Genomic DNA, 16,142 nt, shown 5'->3' on the forward strand with positions numbered 1-16,142 from the left:
TCTTTGCCCCGTGAAACACTCCCTGCACCAGGTCTGGACCCTGGTAAAAAAAGATATTTTGCTGGAATGGCGCCAGCAGTATGCGTTTTACGGCATCCTGCTGTACGTGGTGAGTACGGTGTTTGTGATCCACCTGATGATGGACAAGCCGGAAGAAAAGACCTGGAACGCCTTATTCTGGGTGATACAATTATTTGTTTCCGTGAATGCCATTGCCAAGAGCTTTATGCAGGAAAGCCGGGGGCGCATGATGTACTTTTACAACCTGGTGCACCCGGTGCACTTCATCGTTGCCAAGCTGGTTTACAACCTGGTGCTCATGTGCCTGATGAGCATCATTGTGCTGGTGGCCTTCTTTATTTTCCTGAGTAACCCGCTGACGCATTTTGGTTATTTTTTTGGGATGGTGCTGTTGGGCGGTGCCAGCCTGTCCCTGCTCTTCACCATGCTGGCGGCCATTGCGGCCCAGGCCAATCACAACGCGGCCCTCATGGCCATTATGGGGTTTCCCATCATCATGCCGGTGCTCATGCTGCTCAATAATATTTCCCGTCCCGCTTTTGTGCCGGTGATCCAGCAGGGGGTGCCCAGAATGTTCTTAATGCTGGCCGGGATGGATGTGCTTACCATTGCCTTATCCCTGGTGCTTTTCCCTTTCCTCTGGAAAGATTAGGAAGGCAAATTGTTGCATTGTTAAATTGTTTTATTGTTAGTTAGCTAATTTTTAACCAATTACCAGTTTTGTTTTGATTGCGTTAAGGAAGGCTTTTTTTGCCTGTAAAACAATTTAACCGCTTGTCCATCCGGCAATTTTAGGTCTTTGCCATCTAGTTCAAATCGCGTAGGTTTGCCCCCAATTATTGCACATAAAAAATGACCAGAATTTGGTGGAAAGTGTTGGCAGTGCTGATCCTGCTGTACACGATCATAGTGGGTTTAACGATACAGATTCCCATGATTGGGACCAATGCAGAGTCTTCCCGGGGCCTCTTTTATCACGTGCCCATGTGGATTTCCATGTATACCTTGTTTACCATCTCCGTTATCAATTCCCTGCGCTATCTCCGCAATTACGACCTGAAATATGATGTAAGTGCCAGTTCCGCAGCCAATGTGGGCACCTTCTTTGGCGTACTTGGCTTTGCCACCGGTACGTTGTGGGCCACTTATACCTGGGGCGGTTCACTGCCTACAGACCCCAAGCAGATGAGCACCGCTCTGGCCCTGCTGATTTATATGGCCTACCTGGTGCTGCGCATGTCTATCCAGGATATTGACAAACGGGCCCGTATCTCTGCCGTGTTCAATGTGTTTGCCTTTGCTTTGCTTATTCCGCTTACCTATATCATTCCCCGCATGGTAGATTCATTGCACCCCGGAGCCGGCTCTACGCCCGGTTTTTCCAAGAGTGATACGGACCACCACATGATGATGGTGTTTTACCCGGCTATGGTAGGATGGACGCTGCTGGGCGTATGGTTGTACTCCCTGCAACTGCGATACAGAAAACTTGAATTAAAAAATATCTTCGGTAATGATCGTCCGTAAAGCGTTATCCGTTTGTTTTACGCTGTTTTTCTTATGCCTTTCCCTGCTGGCCAGCGCCCAGCAACAGAATACGGAGAAGGGCCCCGTTAATGAGTTTTTCCGTAGCGACGGTAAAATATATGTGGTGGTTGGCGTGCTTGTGATCATCTTCCTGGGCATTGTGCTCTTCCTTTCCCGGCTGGAGCGCAGGATCAGTAAGCTGGAAAAGCGCCAGCAGCCTCACTCTTAATCTAACATACCAAAACGATTTTTATGGTTACAACAACTGCGCAGGAGCAACAAACGTACTCCTTCTTTGAGAGCGTAGAGAGAAGCTTCGACAAAGCGGCGAAATTCACCAAATGGGAGAAAGGCATTCTTGAGCAGATCAAGGCGTGCAACGCTGTTTATCGTATGAAATTTCCCGTACGCGTAGGCAATAACATTGAAGTAATTGAAGCCTACCGTGTACAACACTCCCATCACAAACTGCCTTGTAAAGGCGGTATCCGCTTCAGCGATGAAGTGAACCAGGACGAAGTAATGGCCCTGGCCGCGCTGATGACCTACAAATGCGCCATCGTGAACGTGCCTTTTGGCGGCGCCAAAGGTGGTCTCAAGATCAATCCCCGCAACTATACCCCTTTCCAGCTGGAAGCCATTACCCGCCGTTACACCGCAGAACTGGTGAAGAAAAACTTCATTGGCCCGGGCGTAGACGTACCCGCACCCGATTACGGTACCGGTGAACGTGAAATGAGCTGGATCCTCGATACTTACACCAGCCTGCGCCCCGGTGAAGTAGATGCCTACGGTTGCGTAACCGGCAAGCCCCTGCACCTGGGCGGTGTACGCGGCCGCCGCGAAGCTACCGGCCTGGGTGTGTTCTACGGCCTGCGCGAGCTGTGCAACATCAAAGAAGAAATGGACCGCCTTGGCCTCCCTACCGGCATTGAAGGCAAGCGCGTGATCGTGCAGGGTATGGGGAATGTGGGCTACCATGCTGCCAAATACTTCCATGAAGCCGGTGCCAAAGTGATCTGCCTCATTGAATGGGATGGTGCTATCTTCAACGACCAGGGCCTCAACCCCGATGAAGTACTGAAACACCGTAACAGCACCGGTTCTATCAAGAACTTCCCCGGCGCAGTAGACCTGGAAAAAAATACCATGGGCCTGGAGCTGGATTGCGATATCCTTATCCCCGCCGCCCTGGAAAACGTGATAGATGGAAAGAATGCAGGCAATGTAAAAGCACGCATCATCGGCGAAGCCGCCAACGGCCCGCTGACCCCCGAAGCAGACGAGATCCTCAACGCTAAAGGCGCTATCATTGTACCCGACATGTTCCTGAACGCAGGCGGTGTTACCGTTTCCTACTTCGAATGGCTGAAGAACCTGAGCCACGTGCGCTACGGCCGCCTGGGCAAGCGCTTTGATGAAAACATGAACATCCACATCCTCAGCGTAATTGAAGACATGACCGGCAAGCAGGTGTCTGATAAGGAAAGAAAGTTCATTGCACATGGTGCAGACGAAGTGGACCTGGTATATTCCGGTCTGGAAGAAACCATGATCACTGCCCTTCACGAAGTGCGCCAGAAAATGCTGGACAATCCCGAGATCAAGGATATGCGTACCGCTGCGTATGTGTGCGCCATTGACAAGGTGGGCGCTTCTTACGAGCAGCTGGGTATCTTCCCATGAGGAAGCACGGTTCCAGGGGAAATTGCAAACGTAGTTTCCAGGGACCATACCATACAAAACCGCGAAGGGCTTGCCTTTCGCGGTTTTTTTATGCGATGCTGCAGGCTGCCGCCGGTGAGGAATCGATGTTGTGATTTTGATATTGGAAATGTCCCGCCTACCCCGGATATGCCGGCAACGACGTTACAAATTCCCACCGGGATGTTACAGGATTTCCATAGCAACAGAAGGTATGGGTGCCGTTGGTGATCACGAGGTAGGAGGAGGAAAGCACCATCTGGTACCGGTTCACCTGCTCCAGTGTTACCTGGCTTAGCGGCACGTTCATTTCCTTGCATTCAATGATCATCCAGGGCTGCATGTGGCGGTTGTACACTATGATGTCGCAACGCTTGCGCAGCGGGCCAAGAAGTATTTCCTTTTCCACGCCGATGAGGGAGGCGGGATACTGCAGGGTTTGGGTAAGGTAGGCCATGAAGTTCTGACGCACCCATTCTTCCGGCGTAAGCACCACGTACTTTTTGCGCCAGGCGTCGAAGATCATGTCCTTGTCGCCCTGCTTTTGCAGCTTGAAGTTGGGAGTAGGAAACCGTATGGCTATCATAGGGCAAAACTAGTGAACGCTTCCTGTTTTGCGCAAAAAATCGTAGCTTCGGTTGTCAAAAAAAACATGAAGACAAAAGAGGACATTGTCCAGAACTGGTTGCCCCGCTACACCGGTGAGAAACTGGCCAACTTTGGCTCCCACATCCTGCTCACCAACTTCTCCAATTACCTGAAATTGTTTGCCGAATGGAATGGCGTTGAAATAGTAGGCACAGACCGCCCTATGCAGTGTGCTACCGCCGGTGATATCACCATCATCAACTTTGGCATGGGCAGCCCCAGCGCAGCTACCATCATGGACCTGCTGAGCGCCATTGAGCCCAAGGCCGTGTTGTTCCTGGGTAAATGCGGCGGGCTTAAAAAGAAGAATAACATTGGTGATCTGATATTGCCCATTGCCGCCATCCGTGGTGAGGGTACCTCCAATGACTACTTTCCACCGGAAGTGCCTGCCATGCCGGCTTTTGCCCTGCAAAAGGCCATCTCTACCACCATCCGTGAATATGGTTGCGACTACTGGACCGGTACCTGCTACAGCACTAACCGCCGGGTATGGGAACATGATGTAGAATTTAAAAAGTACCTGGAACAAGTACGTGCCATGGCCATTGATATGGAAACCGCCACCATCTTTTCCGTAGGCTTTTACAACAAGATCCCCACCGGTGCCCTGTTATTGGTATCTGACTCCCCAATGATCCCCGAAGGCGTGAAAACAGAGGAAAGCGATAAGAAGGTAACCACCAACTACGTGGAGCGCCACCTGAAGATCGGCATTGACTCCCTGAAGAACCTGATCAACAGTCACCAGACCGTGAAGCACCTGCGTTTCTAAAACACTGCCCCGCATGCCCGCACCCTTGCTCCAGGTAAAAGATCTGACCGTAACGTTCACCGCTAATGGCCACCAGGCCAGGGCGGTAAACGGTATCAGTTTTGCCGTGCAACCCGGTGAGATCCTCGGTATCGTGGGGGAATCCGGTTCCGGCAAGAGTGTAACGGCCATGTCTGTACTCCGCTTGCTGCCGGATACCGCCAGCATCACCGGGCAGGTATTGTTGCAGCCCGCAGATGCTGCACAGCCCCTGGACACCGGTGCATTGCCGGAAGCTGTTATGCGGTCATTACGTGGCCACCGGATCGGTATGATCTTCCAGGAGCCCATGTCTTCCCTCAATCCGCTCATTACCTGCGGCCAGCAGGTGATGGAAGCCATCCGCATACACCAGCACACCGATAAAGCCAGTGCCCGGGCCCGGGCACTGGCGCTGTTCCGGCAGGTACAGCTTCCTGATCCGGAGCAACTGCTGGACCGTTACCCCCATGAACTTTCCGGCGGACAAAAGCAGCGGGTCATGATCGCCATGGCCATCAGCTGTAATCCCAGCCTGCTCATTGCCGATGAACCGACTACCGCCCTGGACGTAACGGTACAAAAAGAGATCCTGCAGCTGCTCCGCCAGTTGCAGGCAGACACCGGCATGAGTATCCTCTTTATCACGCACGACCTGGGCGTGGTGGCCTCCATGGCCCACCGCGTGCTGGTCATGTATAAAGGCCAGGTGGTGGAAGAAGGGCCGGTACAGCAGGTATTTACCCATCCCGCCCACGCCTACACGAAAAGCCTGCTGGCCTGCCGCCCGCCGGCGAACCGGCGCCTGCAGCGGCTTCCGGTGACCAGTGATTTTGTGGAGGTGGATGCACAGGGCCATATGCAGGAAAAACAGGCGTCCGTGCAGGGCTTCCTGGACACGCTGGAACAGCCACCCATGGCCTGGGAAGCCCGTGCTGCCGGCCTGGCTGCCGCGGATAATTTACTGGAAGTGCACAGCCTGCACACCCTGTTCCCCGGCCGGCGCAATCTCTGGGGCAAGCCGTCTTACTACGTAAAAGCCGTGAATGACGTGAGTTTTAACGTGCGGCGCGGGGAGATCCTCGGCCTGGTGGGAGAGTCCGGCTCCGGTAAGACCACCCTGGGCCGCAGCCTGCTCCGCCTTATAGAACCCACCTCTGGCAGCATTTTATACAAAGGGGAAGCGCTGCGCAAATACAGTGCTGGCGCCATGCGGGCGCTGCGCAAGGATATGCAGCTGGTTTTCCAGGACCCTTATTCCGCCCTCAATCCGCGCCTTACCATTGGCCAGGCCATACAGGAGCCCCTCCGTGTACATGGAATGCTGGGCAGTGAGGCTGCCCGTAAAGCACGGGTGCTGGAGTGGCTGGAGCGGGTGCAATTGCTGCCTGCGCATTATCATCGTTATCCCCATGAGTTTTCCGGGGGCCAGCGCCAGCGCATTGTGATAGCCCGTGCCCTGGCCCTGGAGCCGTCCTTTGTGATCTGTGACGAGTCTGTATCCGCCCTGGACGTTAGCATCCAGGCCCAGATCCTCAATTTACTGATGGACCTGCGCCAGGCCATGGGCTTCACCTGCATCTTCATTTCCCATGACCTGGGCGTGGTGCGTTACGTGAGTGACCGGATTATGGTCATGCAACAAGGACAGATCATGGAGCTGGGACCGGCAGACCAGGTATACCATCATCCACAGTCGCCTTATACCCGCCAGTTGCTGGCTGCCATCCCCGGCCCGGCCTTTTAGCAGATCATCACCCTCTCCATCACCGTGTTCCGCCAGTTGCCGGCTGCCATTCCCGGCCCTCTAGCACGGTCGTGTAATTCCCGCATTGTTTTTGATGGAATAATGATTAATACCTACCTTCGCAGACTTAATTAATATTTATTCATACCGTAATATGAAACTATCGCAGTTTAAATTCGACCTCCCGCTCAACCTTATTGCGCAGCACCCCTCCAAGACCAGAGATGAATCCCGCCTGATGGTAGTACACCGCGCTACCGGAAAGATCGAGCACAAGCTCTTTAAGGATGTCATCAATTATTTCAACGACAAGGACGTAATGATCGTGAATAACACCAAGGTATTTCCCGCCCGCCTGTATGGCCGCAAGGAGAAAACCGGTGCCAAGATCGAAGTGTTCCTGCTCCGTGAGTTGAATAAGCAGAACCGTCTCTGGGATGTGATCGTGGACCCTGCCCGTAAGATCCGCGTAGGTAACAAATTGTACTTTGGGGATGATGAGACCCTGGTGGCAGAAGTAATTGACAACACTACTTCCCGCGGCCGCACCATCCGTTTCCTGTTTGAAGGTAACGATGAGGAATTCAAGCAAGTGCTGGACAGCTTGGGTGAAACACCGCTCCCGAAATATATTAAACGTAAGCCCGAAGAAGAAGACAAGGAACGTTACCAGACCGTGTACGCCAAGTACGAAGGCGCGGTAGCCGCCCCCACAGCGGGTTTGCACTTCAGCCGTGAGTTGATCAAACGCCTGGAGATCAAGGGTATCAAGTTTGCAGAAGTAACCCTGCACACCGGCCTTGGTACTTTCCGCCCCATTGAAGTGGAAGACCTGAGCAAGCATAAAATGGATGCGGAATATTTCCATATTGATGAACATGCGGTGAAAGTGGTGAACAAAGCAAAAGAAGAAAACCGTAAGATCTGCGCGATCGGGACCACCAGTGTGCGGGCCGTGGAAAGCTCCGTAACTGCGCAGAACCACCTGAAAGCAGCAGAAGGCTGGACCAATACCTTTATTCACCCGCCTTACGATTTCTCTATTCCCAATGCCCTGGTGACCAACTTCCACCTGCCCAAAACCAGCCTGCTCATCATGGTGTGCGCATTTGCCGGTTATGACCTGGTGATGGAAGCCTACCAGCAGGCCATCAAAGAAAAATACCGCTTCTTCAGCTATGGCGATGCCATGCTGATCCTCTAAGCCATAACGTCCTTTAGAAGAAAAAGTCCTGCAGCTATGCGGGACTTTTCTTTTTTGAACGTAATCTTGCAGCGTAACTTTTATCAATGTCTTTATGAGCAGCAATCGCAGAAAGGTAGCCATTATTGTAGCCGGTGGATCGGGAGTGCGCATGGGCAGCGCAGTGCCCAAGCAGTTCCTGCAACTGGCAGGTAAGCCCGTGCTGGCGCATACCTTGCAGGCGTTTGCCCAGGCTTATGAAGACCTGGAGATCATCCTGGTGTTGCCGGCGGCCCACTTTGCACAGGCAGCCACCATCCTGCAGCACTTCCCCGATGCAGGCCGTGTACAGGTAATTGCAGGCGGTGAAACCCGTTTCCATTCAGTTAAGAACGGGCTGGACCAGGTAAAGGACGATGCGGTGATCTTTGTGCACGATGGGGTGCGCCCACTGGTTACGCCCGCTCTCATCCGCCGCTGTTATGAAGCTGCATTACAGCACGGGAGCGCCATACCGGTGATCCCGGTGAAAGACAGTATCCGTGTATTACAGGAAAATGGAAATGCCGCTGCAGACCGTGAGCGGTTCAGGATTGTGCAAACCCCACAAACTTTTACGGCAGCCGTGCTGGTCCCCGCATTTGAACGCCCCTTTGACCCCCTCTTTACAGACGAAGCTTCTGTGGTAGAAATGGCTGGTCACGCCATTCACCTGGTAGAAGGCGATCCTGAAAACATCAAGATCACACAGCCACACGACCTGGTGATAGCGGAAGCGCTGTTGCGTGGCCGTTAGGCCTCCGTTTGCTGGCCGATCTTCTGGAGGATCTGGTGGGCTACTTCCAGGGCCTGCAGGCCATCTATTACACTCACAGGAACCGGTTTATTTTGCAGGATAGCGTCACGGAACATTTCCAGTTCCATGCGGATGGCGTTGGATTGCTTGATCTCCGGGTTGTCGATAGCAATGGTTTTCCTGCCGTCGTTGGTGTCAATGTCCAGCGTAAACTTGCCGGCATCTTCCGGTGCTTTGATCTTGATGATCTCGGTCTTCTTGTCCAGGAAGTCAATGCCAATATAGGCGTCTTTCTGGAAGAGGCGCATTTTGCGCATTTTCTTGAGGGAGATACGGCTGGAGGTGAGGTTGGCTACGCAGCCGTTGTGAAATTCTATGCGTACGTTGGCAATGTCCGGTGTATTGCTCATCACGGCTACGCCGCTGGCGGATATGCGGTTGATGGTAGATTGCACGATGCTCAGTACAATGTCAATATCGTGGATCATGAGATCGAGGATCACGCTCACATCTGTGCCGCGGGGATTGAACTCTGCCAGGCGGTGCACTTCAATGAACATGGGATTTAATTCCTTGCCCTTGAGCGCCAGGAAGGCGGGGTTGAAACGTTCTACGTGGCCCACCTGGAATTTGATATGGGCTTCGTCTACCAGCTTTACCAGTGTTTTGGCTTCTTCCACGGTATTGGTGATAGGCTTCTCTACAAACACGTGCTTTCCGTTGCGGATAGCCATTTCACAGAGGTTGAAATGCAGGGTGGTAGGCGCTACGATGTCAATGGCGTCTACAGATTGAATAAGTTCTTCGGCAATAGTGAAGCGGGAAAGGTTGTATTGTTCCATCACACCGGCAGCGTTGGCGTTGCTCGGATCATAAAAACCAACTACCTCTACATCTTTCATGGTCATCAGTTGGGAAAGATGAATTTTGCCCAGGTGCCCTACGCCAAAGATTCCTATTTTAAGCATAACGGATTTTATAAATAACAGCGAAAGTAGTTAAAATAGGAAATACATACGTGCCATTTATTTGTACCCTTTGTACCGGCATATCTCCCGCTGTTCCCGGCGGTGCTACACAGGTTTGCGCCTGGTTATTTGCTGCACGGGCACCATTACATCAGCCCTTCTTCCGCAAGGCTGTAATAGCCGCTGCGGCTCACGATGATGTGGTCTACCACTTCAATGTTCAGGAGCTTGCCGGCCTCCGTAAGGCGACGGGTGGTGCTCAGATCTGCCTGGCTGGGAGACAGGAGGCCGGACGGATGGTTGTGACAGAGCATTACACGGCAGGCCTTATGATGAAGGGCATGGCTGTAGATCACGAAAGGATCTGCAAGGGTGTAGCTGATGCCGCCGGTGCTGATGTGGCAGTGATCTATGAGCTGGTTTGTCTGGGCCATGTACAGCACATGAAATTCTTCCTGGGGGCTGTGGCCTATCTTGGGCTGCAGGTAAAGGGCGGCCTCCCGGCTGCTGCGGAACACGTAAGGTTTATCTTTTTTGGGAATCCTGGCACGGCCTCCACATGCCTGGCGCCGCCCCAGCTCCAGGGCTGCCATGATGGTGCATGCTTTGGCTTTGCCGATGCCTGCAATACGCTCCAATTGTTGTATATTCAGTTTGGAAAGATCGGCGTTATTGAAAGCAATAGAGCTGAGGATCTCGTGGCTAAGATCCAGGGCAGACTTGCTTTTTACGCCGCACTGGAGGAGAATACTGAGTAACTCGGCGGTAGATAACTTGGAGGCCCCGTTACGGATCATTCTTTCCCGGGGCTGGTCTTCGGGCTCTCTCAGCCGGATAGGGGTATGCCGGGGCATTACAGTCATGAGCGTTTCCATTCACAAACAATTTGCTAACAAATTTAGCATTCTCCCCCGGTTTTTGAAATTTTCTTTTCCACAACTCCCACCCGTTTCCACGTTCTTTATAAACCGTACATTCCCGTTAGTTCTTTCTGGTATTATATTTTTTTACCCCGGTAGCGTTAAATGTTTTAATTTCGCACCCTCTTCCTATTATCATGCAACCATCCGTAAAAATCTTCACAGGCAACAGTAATCCCGCCCTGGCCGAAAAGATCGCCAGGCGTTATGGCGGCAACCTTGGTAAGCTGACCATTCAGAAGTTCAGTGATGGAGAATTCCAGCCGGTGTACCTGGAAAGCATCCGTGGCGATAATGTTTTCCTGGTACAAACCACCAACGCACCAACGGACAATCTGATGGAGTTGCTCCTGATGATAGACGCCGCCAAAAGGGCGTCCGCAGGCTACATCACCGCCGTGATCCCCTATTTCGGCTTTGCCCGCCAGGACCGTAAGGACAAACCCCGCGTGGCCATCGCCTCCAAACTGGTGGCCAACCTGCTGACCTCAGCCGGAGCCAACAGGGTGATTACCATGGACTTGCATGCGCCACAGATCCAGGGGTTTTTCGACATACCGGTAGACCACCTGGACAGTTCTGCTATTTTTATCCCTTATATAGAGAGTTTAAAGCTGGAAAACCTTACCTTTGCGTCCCCGGACGTGGGTAGTACCAACCGGGTAAGGGAAGTAGCATCCTATTTCAATGCTGAAATGGTGATCTGCGACAAACACCGTAAACGCGCCAACGAGATCGCCTCCATGGTGGTGATCGGGGAGGTGAAAGACCGGGATGTAGTGCTCATTGATGATATCTGCGACACTGCCGGCACCCTCACCAAGGCAGCGGCTCTGCTCAAAGAAAAAGGCGCCCGCACCGTACGTGCTTTCTGCACCCACCCGGTATTCAGCGGTAAAGCCTTTGACAATATCGAAAGCTCCGTGCTGGAAGAAATGGTAGTGTGCGATACCATCGCCAACACCAGCCAGCTACCCGCCAAAGTGAAGGTATTGTCTGTGGCAGAGCTTTTCGCAGTGGCCATCCGTAATATGCATGAGAACAAGTCTATTACCAGCCTGTTTGTGCATAGTAACCGGAAAGACCGCTAAGCAATCCGAGTATTTTTTATTAAAACAATAAATGTTTAATCAATGAAAACAATAACCATCGAAGGACAACTCAGGAGCGACTTCGGCAAAAAAGCCACCCGCCTTCTCCGTTCTGAGGAACAAGTGCCTTGTGTTATTTATGGGGGTGCAGAGACGGTGAGCTTTTCAGCGCCTGCAAAACAATTCAAAGACCTGGTGTACACACCTGACTTCCAGCTGGCCGAGGTAAAGATCGGCGGCAAGTCTTACAGATGCGTACTGAAAGACCTGCAGTTTGACGTAGTGACCGATGAGCTGTCTCACGTTGACTTCCTGGAACTGGTAGAAGACAAGGAAGTACTGGTAAGCCTGCCCATCAAGATCGTAGGCCAGTCTGAAGGTGTAAAAGCCGGTGGTAAACTGGTTGTAAAGCTGAAATCCCTGAAAGTAAAGGCCCTGCCGAAACACCTGCGTGAAAACATCGAGGTAAGCATCGACGGCCTGCAACTGAATGGTAACATCCGCGTAGAAGATGTGAAGACGGATAACATCACCATCACCAACTCTCCGCGTATTCCCATCGCTTCCGTAGTGATGACCCGTCAGCTGCGTCAGGAAGAAGCTGCCGAAGGCAAGAAGAAATAATCATCTTCATAATATTCCCCGAAAAGCCCTGCCGTTTTTGGCAGGGCTTTTTATTTTGATTTGTTTTATTTTTGATCTGCTATGAAATATCTGATCGTAGGATTGGGCAACATCGGTGAGGAATACCGACATACCCGGCATAATATTGGTTTCGACGTGGCCGATGCCTTCGTAAAGAAGCATGAAGGCCGCTTTGAACTGGACCGCCTGGCTGATGTAGCCACTGTGAAATGGAAGGGCAAAGTGTTTGTGGTGATCAAACCCACTACCTACATGAACCTCAGTGGCAAGGCCGTGAAGTACTGGATGGATAAGGAGAAGATACCCGTAGAACAAATGCTGGTCATCGTAGATGAACTGGCGTTGCCGCTCACTACTAACCGGCTCCGCTCCGGTGGCAGCGATGCAGGGCATAACGGATTGAAAAGCATCCAGGAGCTCATTGGCACTAACCAGTTCCCCCGCCTGCGGTTTGGTATCGGTAATGATTTTCCCAAAGGCAGACAGGTAGATTTTGTATTGGGTAAATGGACCGCGAAAGAAGAACCGGTAGTGCTTCAGAAAATAGACAGCTGTGTAGAAGTGATAGAAAGCTTTGCAGCGGCAGGAATTGCCCGGACAATGAATACATATAATACCCTGACTTTTCCGCTATAGACCATTAAACTGCCAATTTATTTACCTGAAAAACACGCCCAATGAAGATTATCTGCGTAGGCCGTAACTATGCTGATCACGCTGCAGAGCTGAAGAACGAGGTGCCATCAGAACCGGTGATTTTTATGAAGCCGAAGAACGCGTTGCTGCAGGACAATCACCCTTTTTACTATCCTGAATTTTCCCAGAACCTCCATTATGAATGCGAGCTGGTACTGCGTATCTGCAAGAATGGCAAGCATATCCAGGAGAAATTTGCCAGCAAGTATTACGACCAGATGTCCGTGGGCATCGACTTCACTGCCCGCGACCTGCAGGACAAACAAAAAGCGAAGGGGCTACCCTGGGAAATTGCCAAATCATTCGACAACTCCGCGGTGGTAGGCAAGTTCATTCCTATGGTGCCTGAACTGGATAAGAAAGACATCAATTTCTGCCTCTACAAGAACAAACAGATCGTGCAGCAGGGCAATACCAAAGACCTGCTGTTCTCCTTTGATACCCTGATCACTTATATCTCGAAATTCTTTACCCTCAATATCGGGGATCTCGTGTTTACCGGCACGCCGGCCGGCGTAGGCCCCGTGGTGGTGGGAGACGCGCTGGAGGCCTTTATTGAAGATGACAGCCTCCTGGAATTTTCCATTAAATAAACCCTGGGTTCCCGTAAAAAGAAAAACCGGCTATTGCACAGCGCAATAGCCGGTTTTTTTTCGTTTATACGTGACCGTGATAGCTTGTTTTTATGGATGGCAGCTCATCGGGTGGGGTTGTGTTGCAATGACTTCCGGTAGCCGGATAAGATCTTTTGCGGCCCCTTAAGGCAGGTTGTGCGCAATCACATCCAGGATACGGGTAAGGTCCTCGAAATCCTTTTCTGTAAGACCGCTCCAGCCTGTGCGGCGCAGCTCTAATACCAGGGGGCGCACGTCCTTATATTTTTCCACGCCCGCGGGTGTAAGCTCCAGGTATACCTTACGCCGGTCGTCAGACGAGGCCTGGCGCAGCACCAGTCCTTTCTTAACCAACAGGTCCAGGATGCGGGAGATAGTGGTAATGTCCTTGTCGGTGAGCAGTGCCAGCTGCTTGTGCGTGGTGCGCGTGTGTTTATACAGGTTTTCCATCACCAGCCACTGGTCCACCGTAATATCCTTCTGGTTCTTATCGAACGTTTGCTGCCAGTAATTCCGTAGTTTTTTTAAGGTAGCATCCAGTTTATAAAAAGATGGATTAATGATGAAAGTATCCGACATATTCGTTAATTTCGTTAGTAGATAGTTGCTATGACAACTATTGTATAGGAAAGCATAAACCAAAACAATCTTACGTGTTTAAAGATACTATAAGCGTGTCAACAATAAAAGACACCGCAGTGTCCGATCGCGGTGTAAATCTTGCTTTGTTGCAAAACGCTTTCCGACTGATGCTGGAAGCGCGGCGCATGGCCGTTACGTATGAGGCAAACCGTGCCATCTGCAAATACGTGCATTCCACCTCCTCCGGGCACGAGGCCATACAACTGGCCACAGGCCTGCAGTTGCAGCCCTGCGATTATGTTAGCCCTTACTATCGTGATGATGCCATGCTGCTGGCCATGGGATTTTCTCCACAGGAACTCATGCTGCAACTCCTGGCCAAAGGCGATGATCCCTTTTCCGCCGGCCGTTCTTATTACAGCCACCCGAATATTAAACGCCCCGGTATGCCGCACATCCCGCACCAGAGTAGTGCTACGGGGATGCAGGTGATACCCGCCACCGGGATGGCCCAGGGCCTGCAGTACCTGGAGCAGGCAGGCCTGTTGCAGCAGCAGGGCGGCGTAGCACCTATTGTGCTCTGCTCCCTCGGCGATGGAAGTGTGACGGAGGGGGAGGTGAGCGAGGCCTGGCAATTTGCCGTGCTCCATCAACTGCCTATCCTGTACCTGGTGCAGGACAATGACTGGGGCATTTCTGTGAGCAGCGAAGAAGCCCGCGCCATGGATGCCTACGATTATGCAGCCGGGTTTAAAGGAATGGCCCGCATGCGCATAGACGGTACTGATTTTATAAAAAGTTATACGGCCATGGAAGAGGCCATCCATTACGTGCGCAGTACCCGCCAGCCCATGGTAGTACATGCGCAGGTGGCCTTGCTGGGGCACCATACGTCTGGCGTGCGCAAGGAATGGTACCGCCCCGCAGAAGACCTGGAAAAACACCAGGGCATGGACCCACTGCCCATCCTGGAACAGGAACTGCGGCGGGCCGGCGTAACAGATGATTATCTCCACACGGCAGCGGAAGATGCAAAGGCATACATCAACCAGGAATTTGCCGCAGCGGTGGCCGCCCCGGACCCGGACCCTCAAACAGTGACAGCACACGTATTTGCGCCTACGCCCGTTATTGTAGAAACGGGGCAGCGCAGTCCTGCCGGTGCCGCCAAGGTAATGATGGTGGATGCGGCCCTGCATGCGGTGGAAGAACTGATGCAGGAATTCCCCGAGTGCATTTTATACGGCCAGGATGTGGGGCGCCGCCTGGGAGGCGTATTCCGCGAAGCAGCCACCCTGGGCGATAAATTTGGGGATGAGCGCGTGTACAATACCGCCATCCAGGAAGCCTATATTATTGGTTCCACCGCGGGTCTCTGCGCCACTGGTGTGAAGCCGATCGTGGAAGTACAATTTGGCGATTATATTTTCCCCGGGCTCAATCAACTGGCTACGGAGATTGCAAAGTCGTGCTACCTCACGGCGGGTAAATATCCTGTGCAAACCCTGCTGCGGGTGCCGGTAGGCGCCTATGGCGGGGGAGGGCCCTATCACTCCGCCTGTGTGGAAAGTACCTTGCTTAGTATTAAGGGCATCAAAGTGGTCTACCCGAGCAATGCCGCAGACATGAAGGGCTTGCTGAAAGCGGCATTCCTGGACCCTAATCCGGTGGTGATGCTGGAGCATAAAGGGCTGTACTGGAGCAAAGTGCCCGGTACGCAGGATGCGATAACGGTGGAACCTTCTGCAGATTATGTGATCCCTTTGGGCAAGGGCCGGATTGTGACGGATGCTACGGACCAGGCAGTGGCCCATGGGGAGTCCATGTGTGTAATCACTTATGGTATGGGCGTGTATTGGGCACAGGCGGCCGCGGCAACATGGCCGGGGCAGGTGACGATCGTGGACCTGCGTACTTTGTTTCCCCTGGATGAACCATTGATTTATGCCACCGTACGCCGCCATGGCAAATGCCTGGTGCTCACAGAGGAGCAGCTGAGCAATAGTTTTGCGCAATCGCTGGCGGGCCGCATCCAGCAGGCTTGTTTCCGGGAGCTGGACGCACCGGTGCAAACCGTTGGTGCGCTTGATTTGCCGGCGGTGCCGCTTAATATGGGACTGGAGGCGATGATGCTGCCGAATGCAACAAAAGTGGAGGCCGCGATGAAGGAATTGTTAGCGTGGTAAAAAAGTTGGCAAAACTTTTTG

17 protein-coding genes are annotated in these 16,142 nt (G+C 52.4%); 13 read left to right on the forward strand and 4 right to left on the reverse strand.

Annotation, left to right across the window (positions count from 1 at the left end):
- Positions 1–10 precede the first annotated feature (10 nt).
- The 4 genes from DCC81_RS10665 (at position 11) to DCC81_RS10680 (ending at position 3,234) form a co-directional block, all read left to right on the forward strand.
- Entirely contained in the window at positions 11–673 is a 663-nt protein-coding gene (locus DCC81_RS10665) for a heme exporter protein CcmB (protein ID WP_240612963.1), read from the forward strand.
- A gap of 200 nt (positions 674–873) precedes the next feature.
- Positions 874–1,548 carry a cytochrome c biogenesis protein CcsA gene (gene ccsA, locus DCC81_RS10670; RefSeq protein WP_108686629.1) on the forward strand — a complete coding sequence of 225 codons (675 nt, stop codon included), beginning with the start codon at positions 874–876 and terminating at the stop codon, positions 1,546–1,548.
- Positions 1,535–1,777: a CcmD family protein gene (locus tag DCC81_RS10675; protein ID WP_108686630.1), complete on the forward strand. Its 243-nt coding sequence runs from the start codon at positions 1,535–1,537 to the stop codon at positions 1,775–1,777. Before ccsA ends, DCC81_RS10675 begins: the two co-directional genes overlap by 14 nt.
- Before the next feature lie 23 nt (positions 1,778–1,800).
- Positions 1,801–3,234 carry a Glu/Leu/Phe/Val family dehydrogenase gene (locus DCC81_RS10680; protein ID WP_108686631.1) on the forward strand — a complete coding sequence of 478 codons (1,434 nt, stop codon included), beginning with the start codon at positions 1,801–1,803 and terminating at the stop codon, positions 3,232–3,234.
- A 157-nt stretch (positions 3,235–3,391) separates the two neighbouring features.
- Here DCC81_RS10680 and DCC81_RS10685 read toward each other — a convergent pair whose 3' ends face one another.
- A complete protein-coding gene (locus DCC81_RS10685; protein WP_108686632.1) occupies positions 3,392–3,838 on the reverse strand; it encodes a type I restriction enzyme HsdR N-terminal domain-containing protein in 447 nt (148 codons plus the stop codon).
- Positions 3,839–3,904: 66 nt separating this feature from the next.
- Between DCC81_RS10685 and DCC81_RS10690 the strand changes: the two genes are divergently transcribed.
- The 4 genes from DCC81_RS10690 to DCC81_RS10705 all read left to right on the forward strand — a co-directional run bounded on the left by DCC81_RS10690 (position 3,905) and on the right by DCC81_RS10705 (position 8,419).
- Positions 3,905–4,675 carry an AMP nucleosidase gene (locus DCC81_RS10690; protein ID WP_108686633.1) on the forward strand — a complete coding sequence of 257 codons (771 nt, stop codon included), beginning with the start codon at positions 3,905–3,907 and terminating at the stop codon, positions 4,673–4,675.
- Positions 4,676–4,688: 13 nt separating this feature from the next.
- Positions 4,689–6,440, forward strand: a complete 1,752-nt coding sequence (locus tag DCC81_RS10695) for an ABC transporter ATP-binding protein (RefSeq protein WP_108686634.1) — start codon at positions 4,689–4,691, stop codon at positions 6,438–6,440.
- Between the two features lie 154 nt (positions 6,441–6,594).
- On the forward strand, positions 6,595–7,644 hold the full coding sequence (gene queA / locus DCC81_RS10700) for a tRNA preQ1(34) S-adenosylmethionine ribosyltransferase-isomerase QueA (RefSeq protein ID WP_108686635.1): 1,050 nt from the start codon (positions 6,595–6,597) through the stop codon (positions 7,642–7,644).
- A gap of 94 nt (positions 7,645–7,738) precedes the next feature.
- Positions 7,739–8,419, forward strand: coding sequence for a 2-C-methyl-D-erythritol 4-phosphate cytidylyltransferase (locus DCC81_RS10705; protein WP_108686636.1), 681 nt, complete (start codon positions 7,739–7,741; stop codon positions 8,417–8,419).
- Here DCC81_RS10705 and DCC81_RS10710 read toward each other — a convergent pair.
- Positions 8,416–9,387 (reverse strand): Gfo/Idh/MocA family protein, encoded by a 972-nt coding sequence (locus DCC81_RS10710; RefSeq protein WP_108686637.1) that lies wholly within the window; start codon positions 9,385–9,387, stop codon positions 8,416–8,418. The two genes, DCC81_RS10705 and DCC81_RS10710, sit on opposite strands and share 4 nt — an antisense overlap.
- 146 nt (positions 9,388–9,533) lie before the next feature.
- Positions 9,534–10,262 (reverse strand): RadC family protein, encoded by a 729-nt coding sequence (gene radC, locus DCC81_RS10715; RefSeq protein WP_108686638.1) that lies wholly within the window; start codon positions 10,260–10,262, stop codon positions 9,534–9,536.
- 182 nt (positions 10,263–10,444) lie between these two features.
- Between radC and DCC81_RS10720 the strand changes: the two genes are divergently transcribed.
- From DCC81_RS10720 to DCC81_RS10735, 4 genes are all read left to right on the forward strand, one after another.
- On the forward strand, positions 10,445–11,398 hold the full coding sequence (locus DCC81_RS10720) for a ribose-phosphate pyrophosphokinase (protein WP_108686639.1): 954 nt from the start codon (positions 10,445–10,447) through the stop codon (positions 11,396–11,398).
- Positions 11,399–11,440: 42 nt separating this feature from the next.
- Positions 11,441–12,022: a 50S ribosomal protein L25 gene (locus DCC81_RS10725; RefSeq protein WP_108686640.1), complete on the forward strand. Its 582-nt coding sequence runs from the start codon at positions 11,441–11,443 to the stop codon at positions 12,020–12,022.
- An 81-nt stretch (positions 12,023–12,103) separates the two neighbouring features.
- Positions 12,104–12,679 (forward strand): aminoacyl-tRNA hydrolase, encoded by a 576-nt coding sequence (pth, locus tag DCC81_RS10730; protein WP_108686641.1) that lies wholly within the window; start codon positions 12,104–12,106, stop codon positions 12,677–12,679.
- 41 nt (positions 12,680–12,720) lie between these two features.
- A complete protein-coding gene (locus tag DCC81_RS10735; RefSeq protein WP_108686642.1) occupies positions 12,721–13,332 on the forward strand; it encodes a fumarylacetoacetate hydrolase family protein in 612 nt (203 codons plus the stop codon).
- Positions 13,333–13,497: 165 nt separating this feature from the next.
- Here DCC81_RS10735 and DCC81_RS10740 read toward each other — a convergent pair whose 3' ends face one another.
- Positions 13,498–13,932, reverse strand: a complete 435-nt coding sequence (locus tag DCC81_RS10740; protein WP_108686643.1) for a MarR family winged helix-turn-helix transcriptional regulator — start codon at positions 13,930–13,932, stop codon at positions 13,498–13,500.
- 149 nt (positions 13,933–14,081) lie between these two features.
- On the opposite strand from DCC81_RS10740, the gene DCC81_RS10745 reads away from it, so the two are divergent.
- Positions 14,082–16,121 (forward strand): alpha-ketoacid dehydrogenase subunit alpha/beta, encoded by a 2,040-nt coding sequence (locus DCC81_RS10745; protein ID WP_240612964.1) that lies wholly within the window; start codon positions 14,082–14,084, stop codon positions 16,119–16,121.
- The last annotated feature ends 21 nt before the right edge of the window (positions 16,122–16,142 follow it).

Source organism: Chitinophaga parva, assembly GCF_003071345.1.
GTDB lineage: Bacteria > Bacteroidota > Bacteroidia > Chitinophagales > Chitinophagaceae > Chitinophaga > Chitinophaga parva.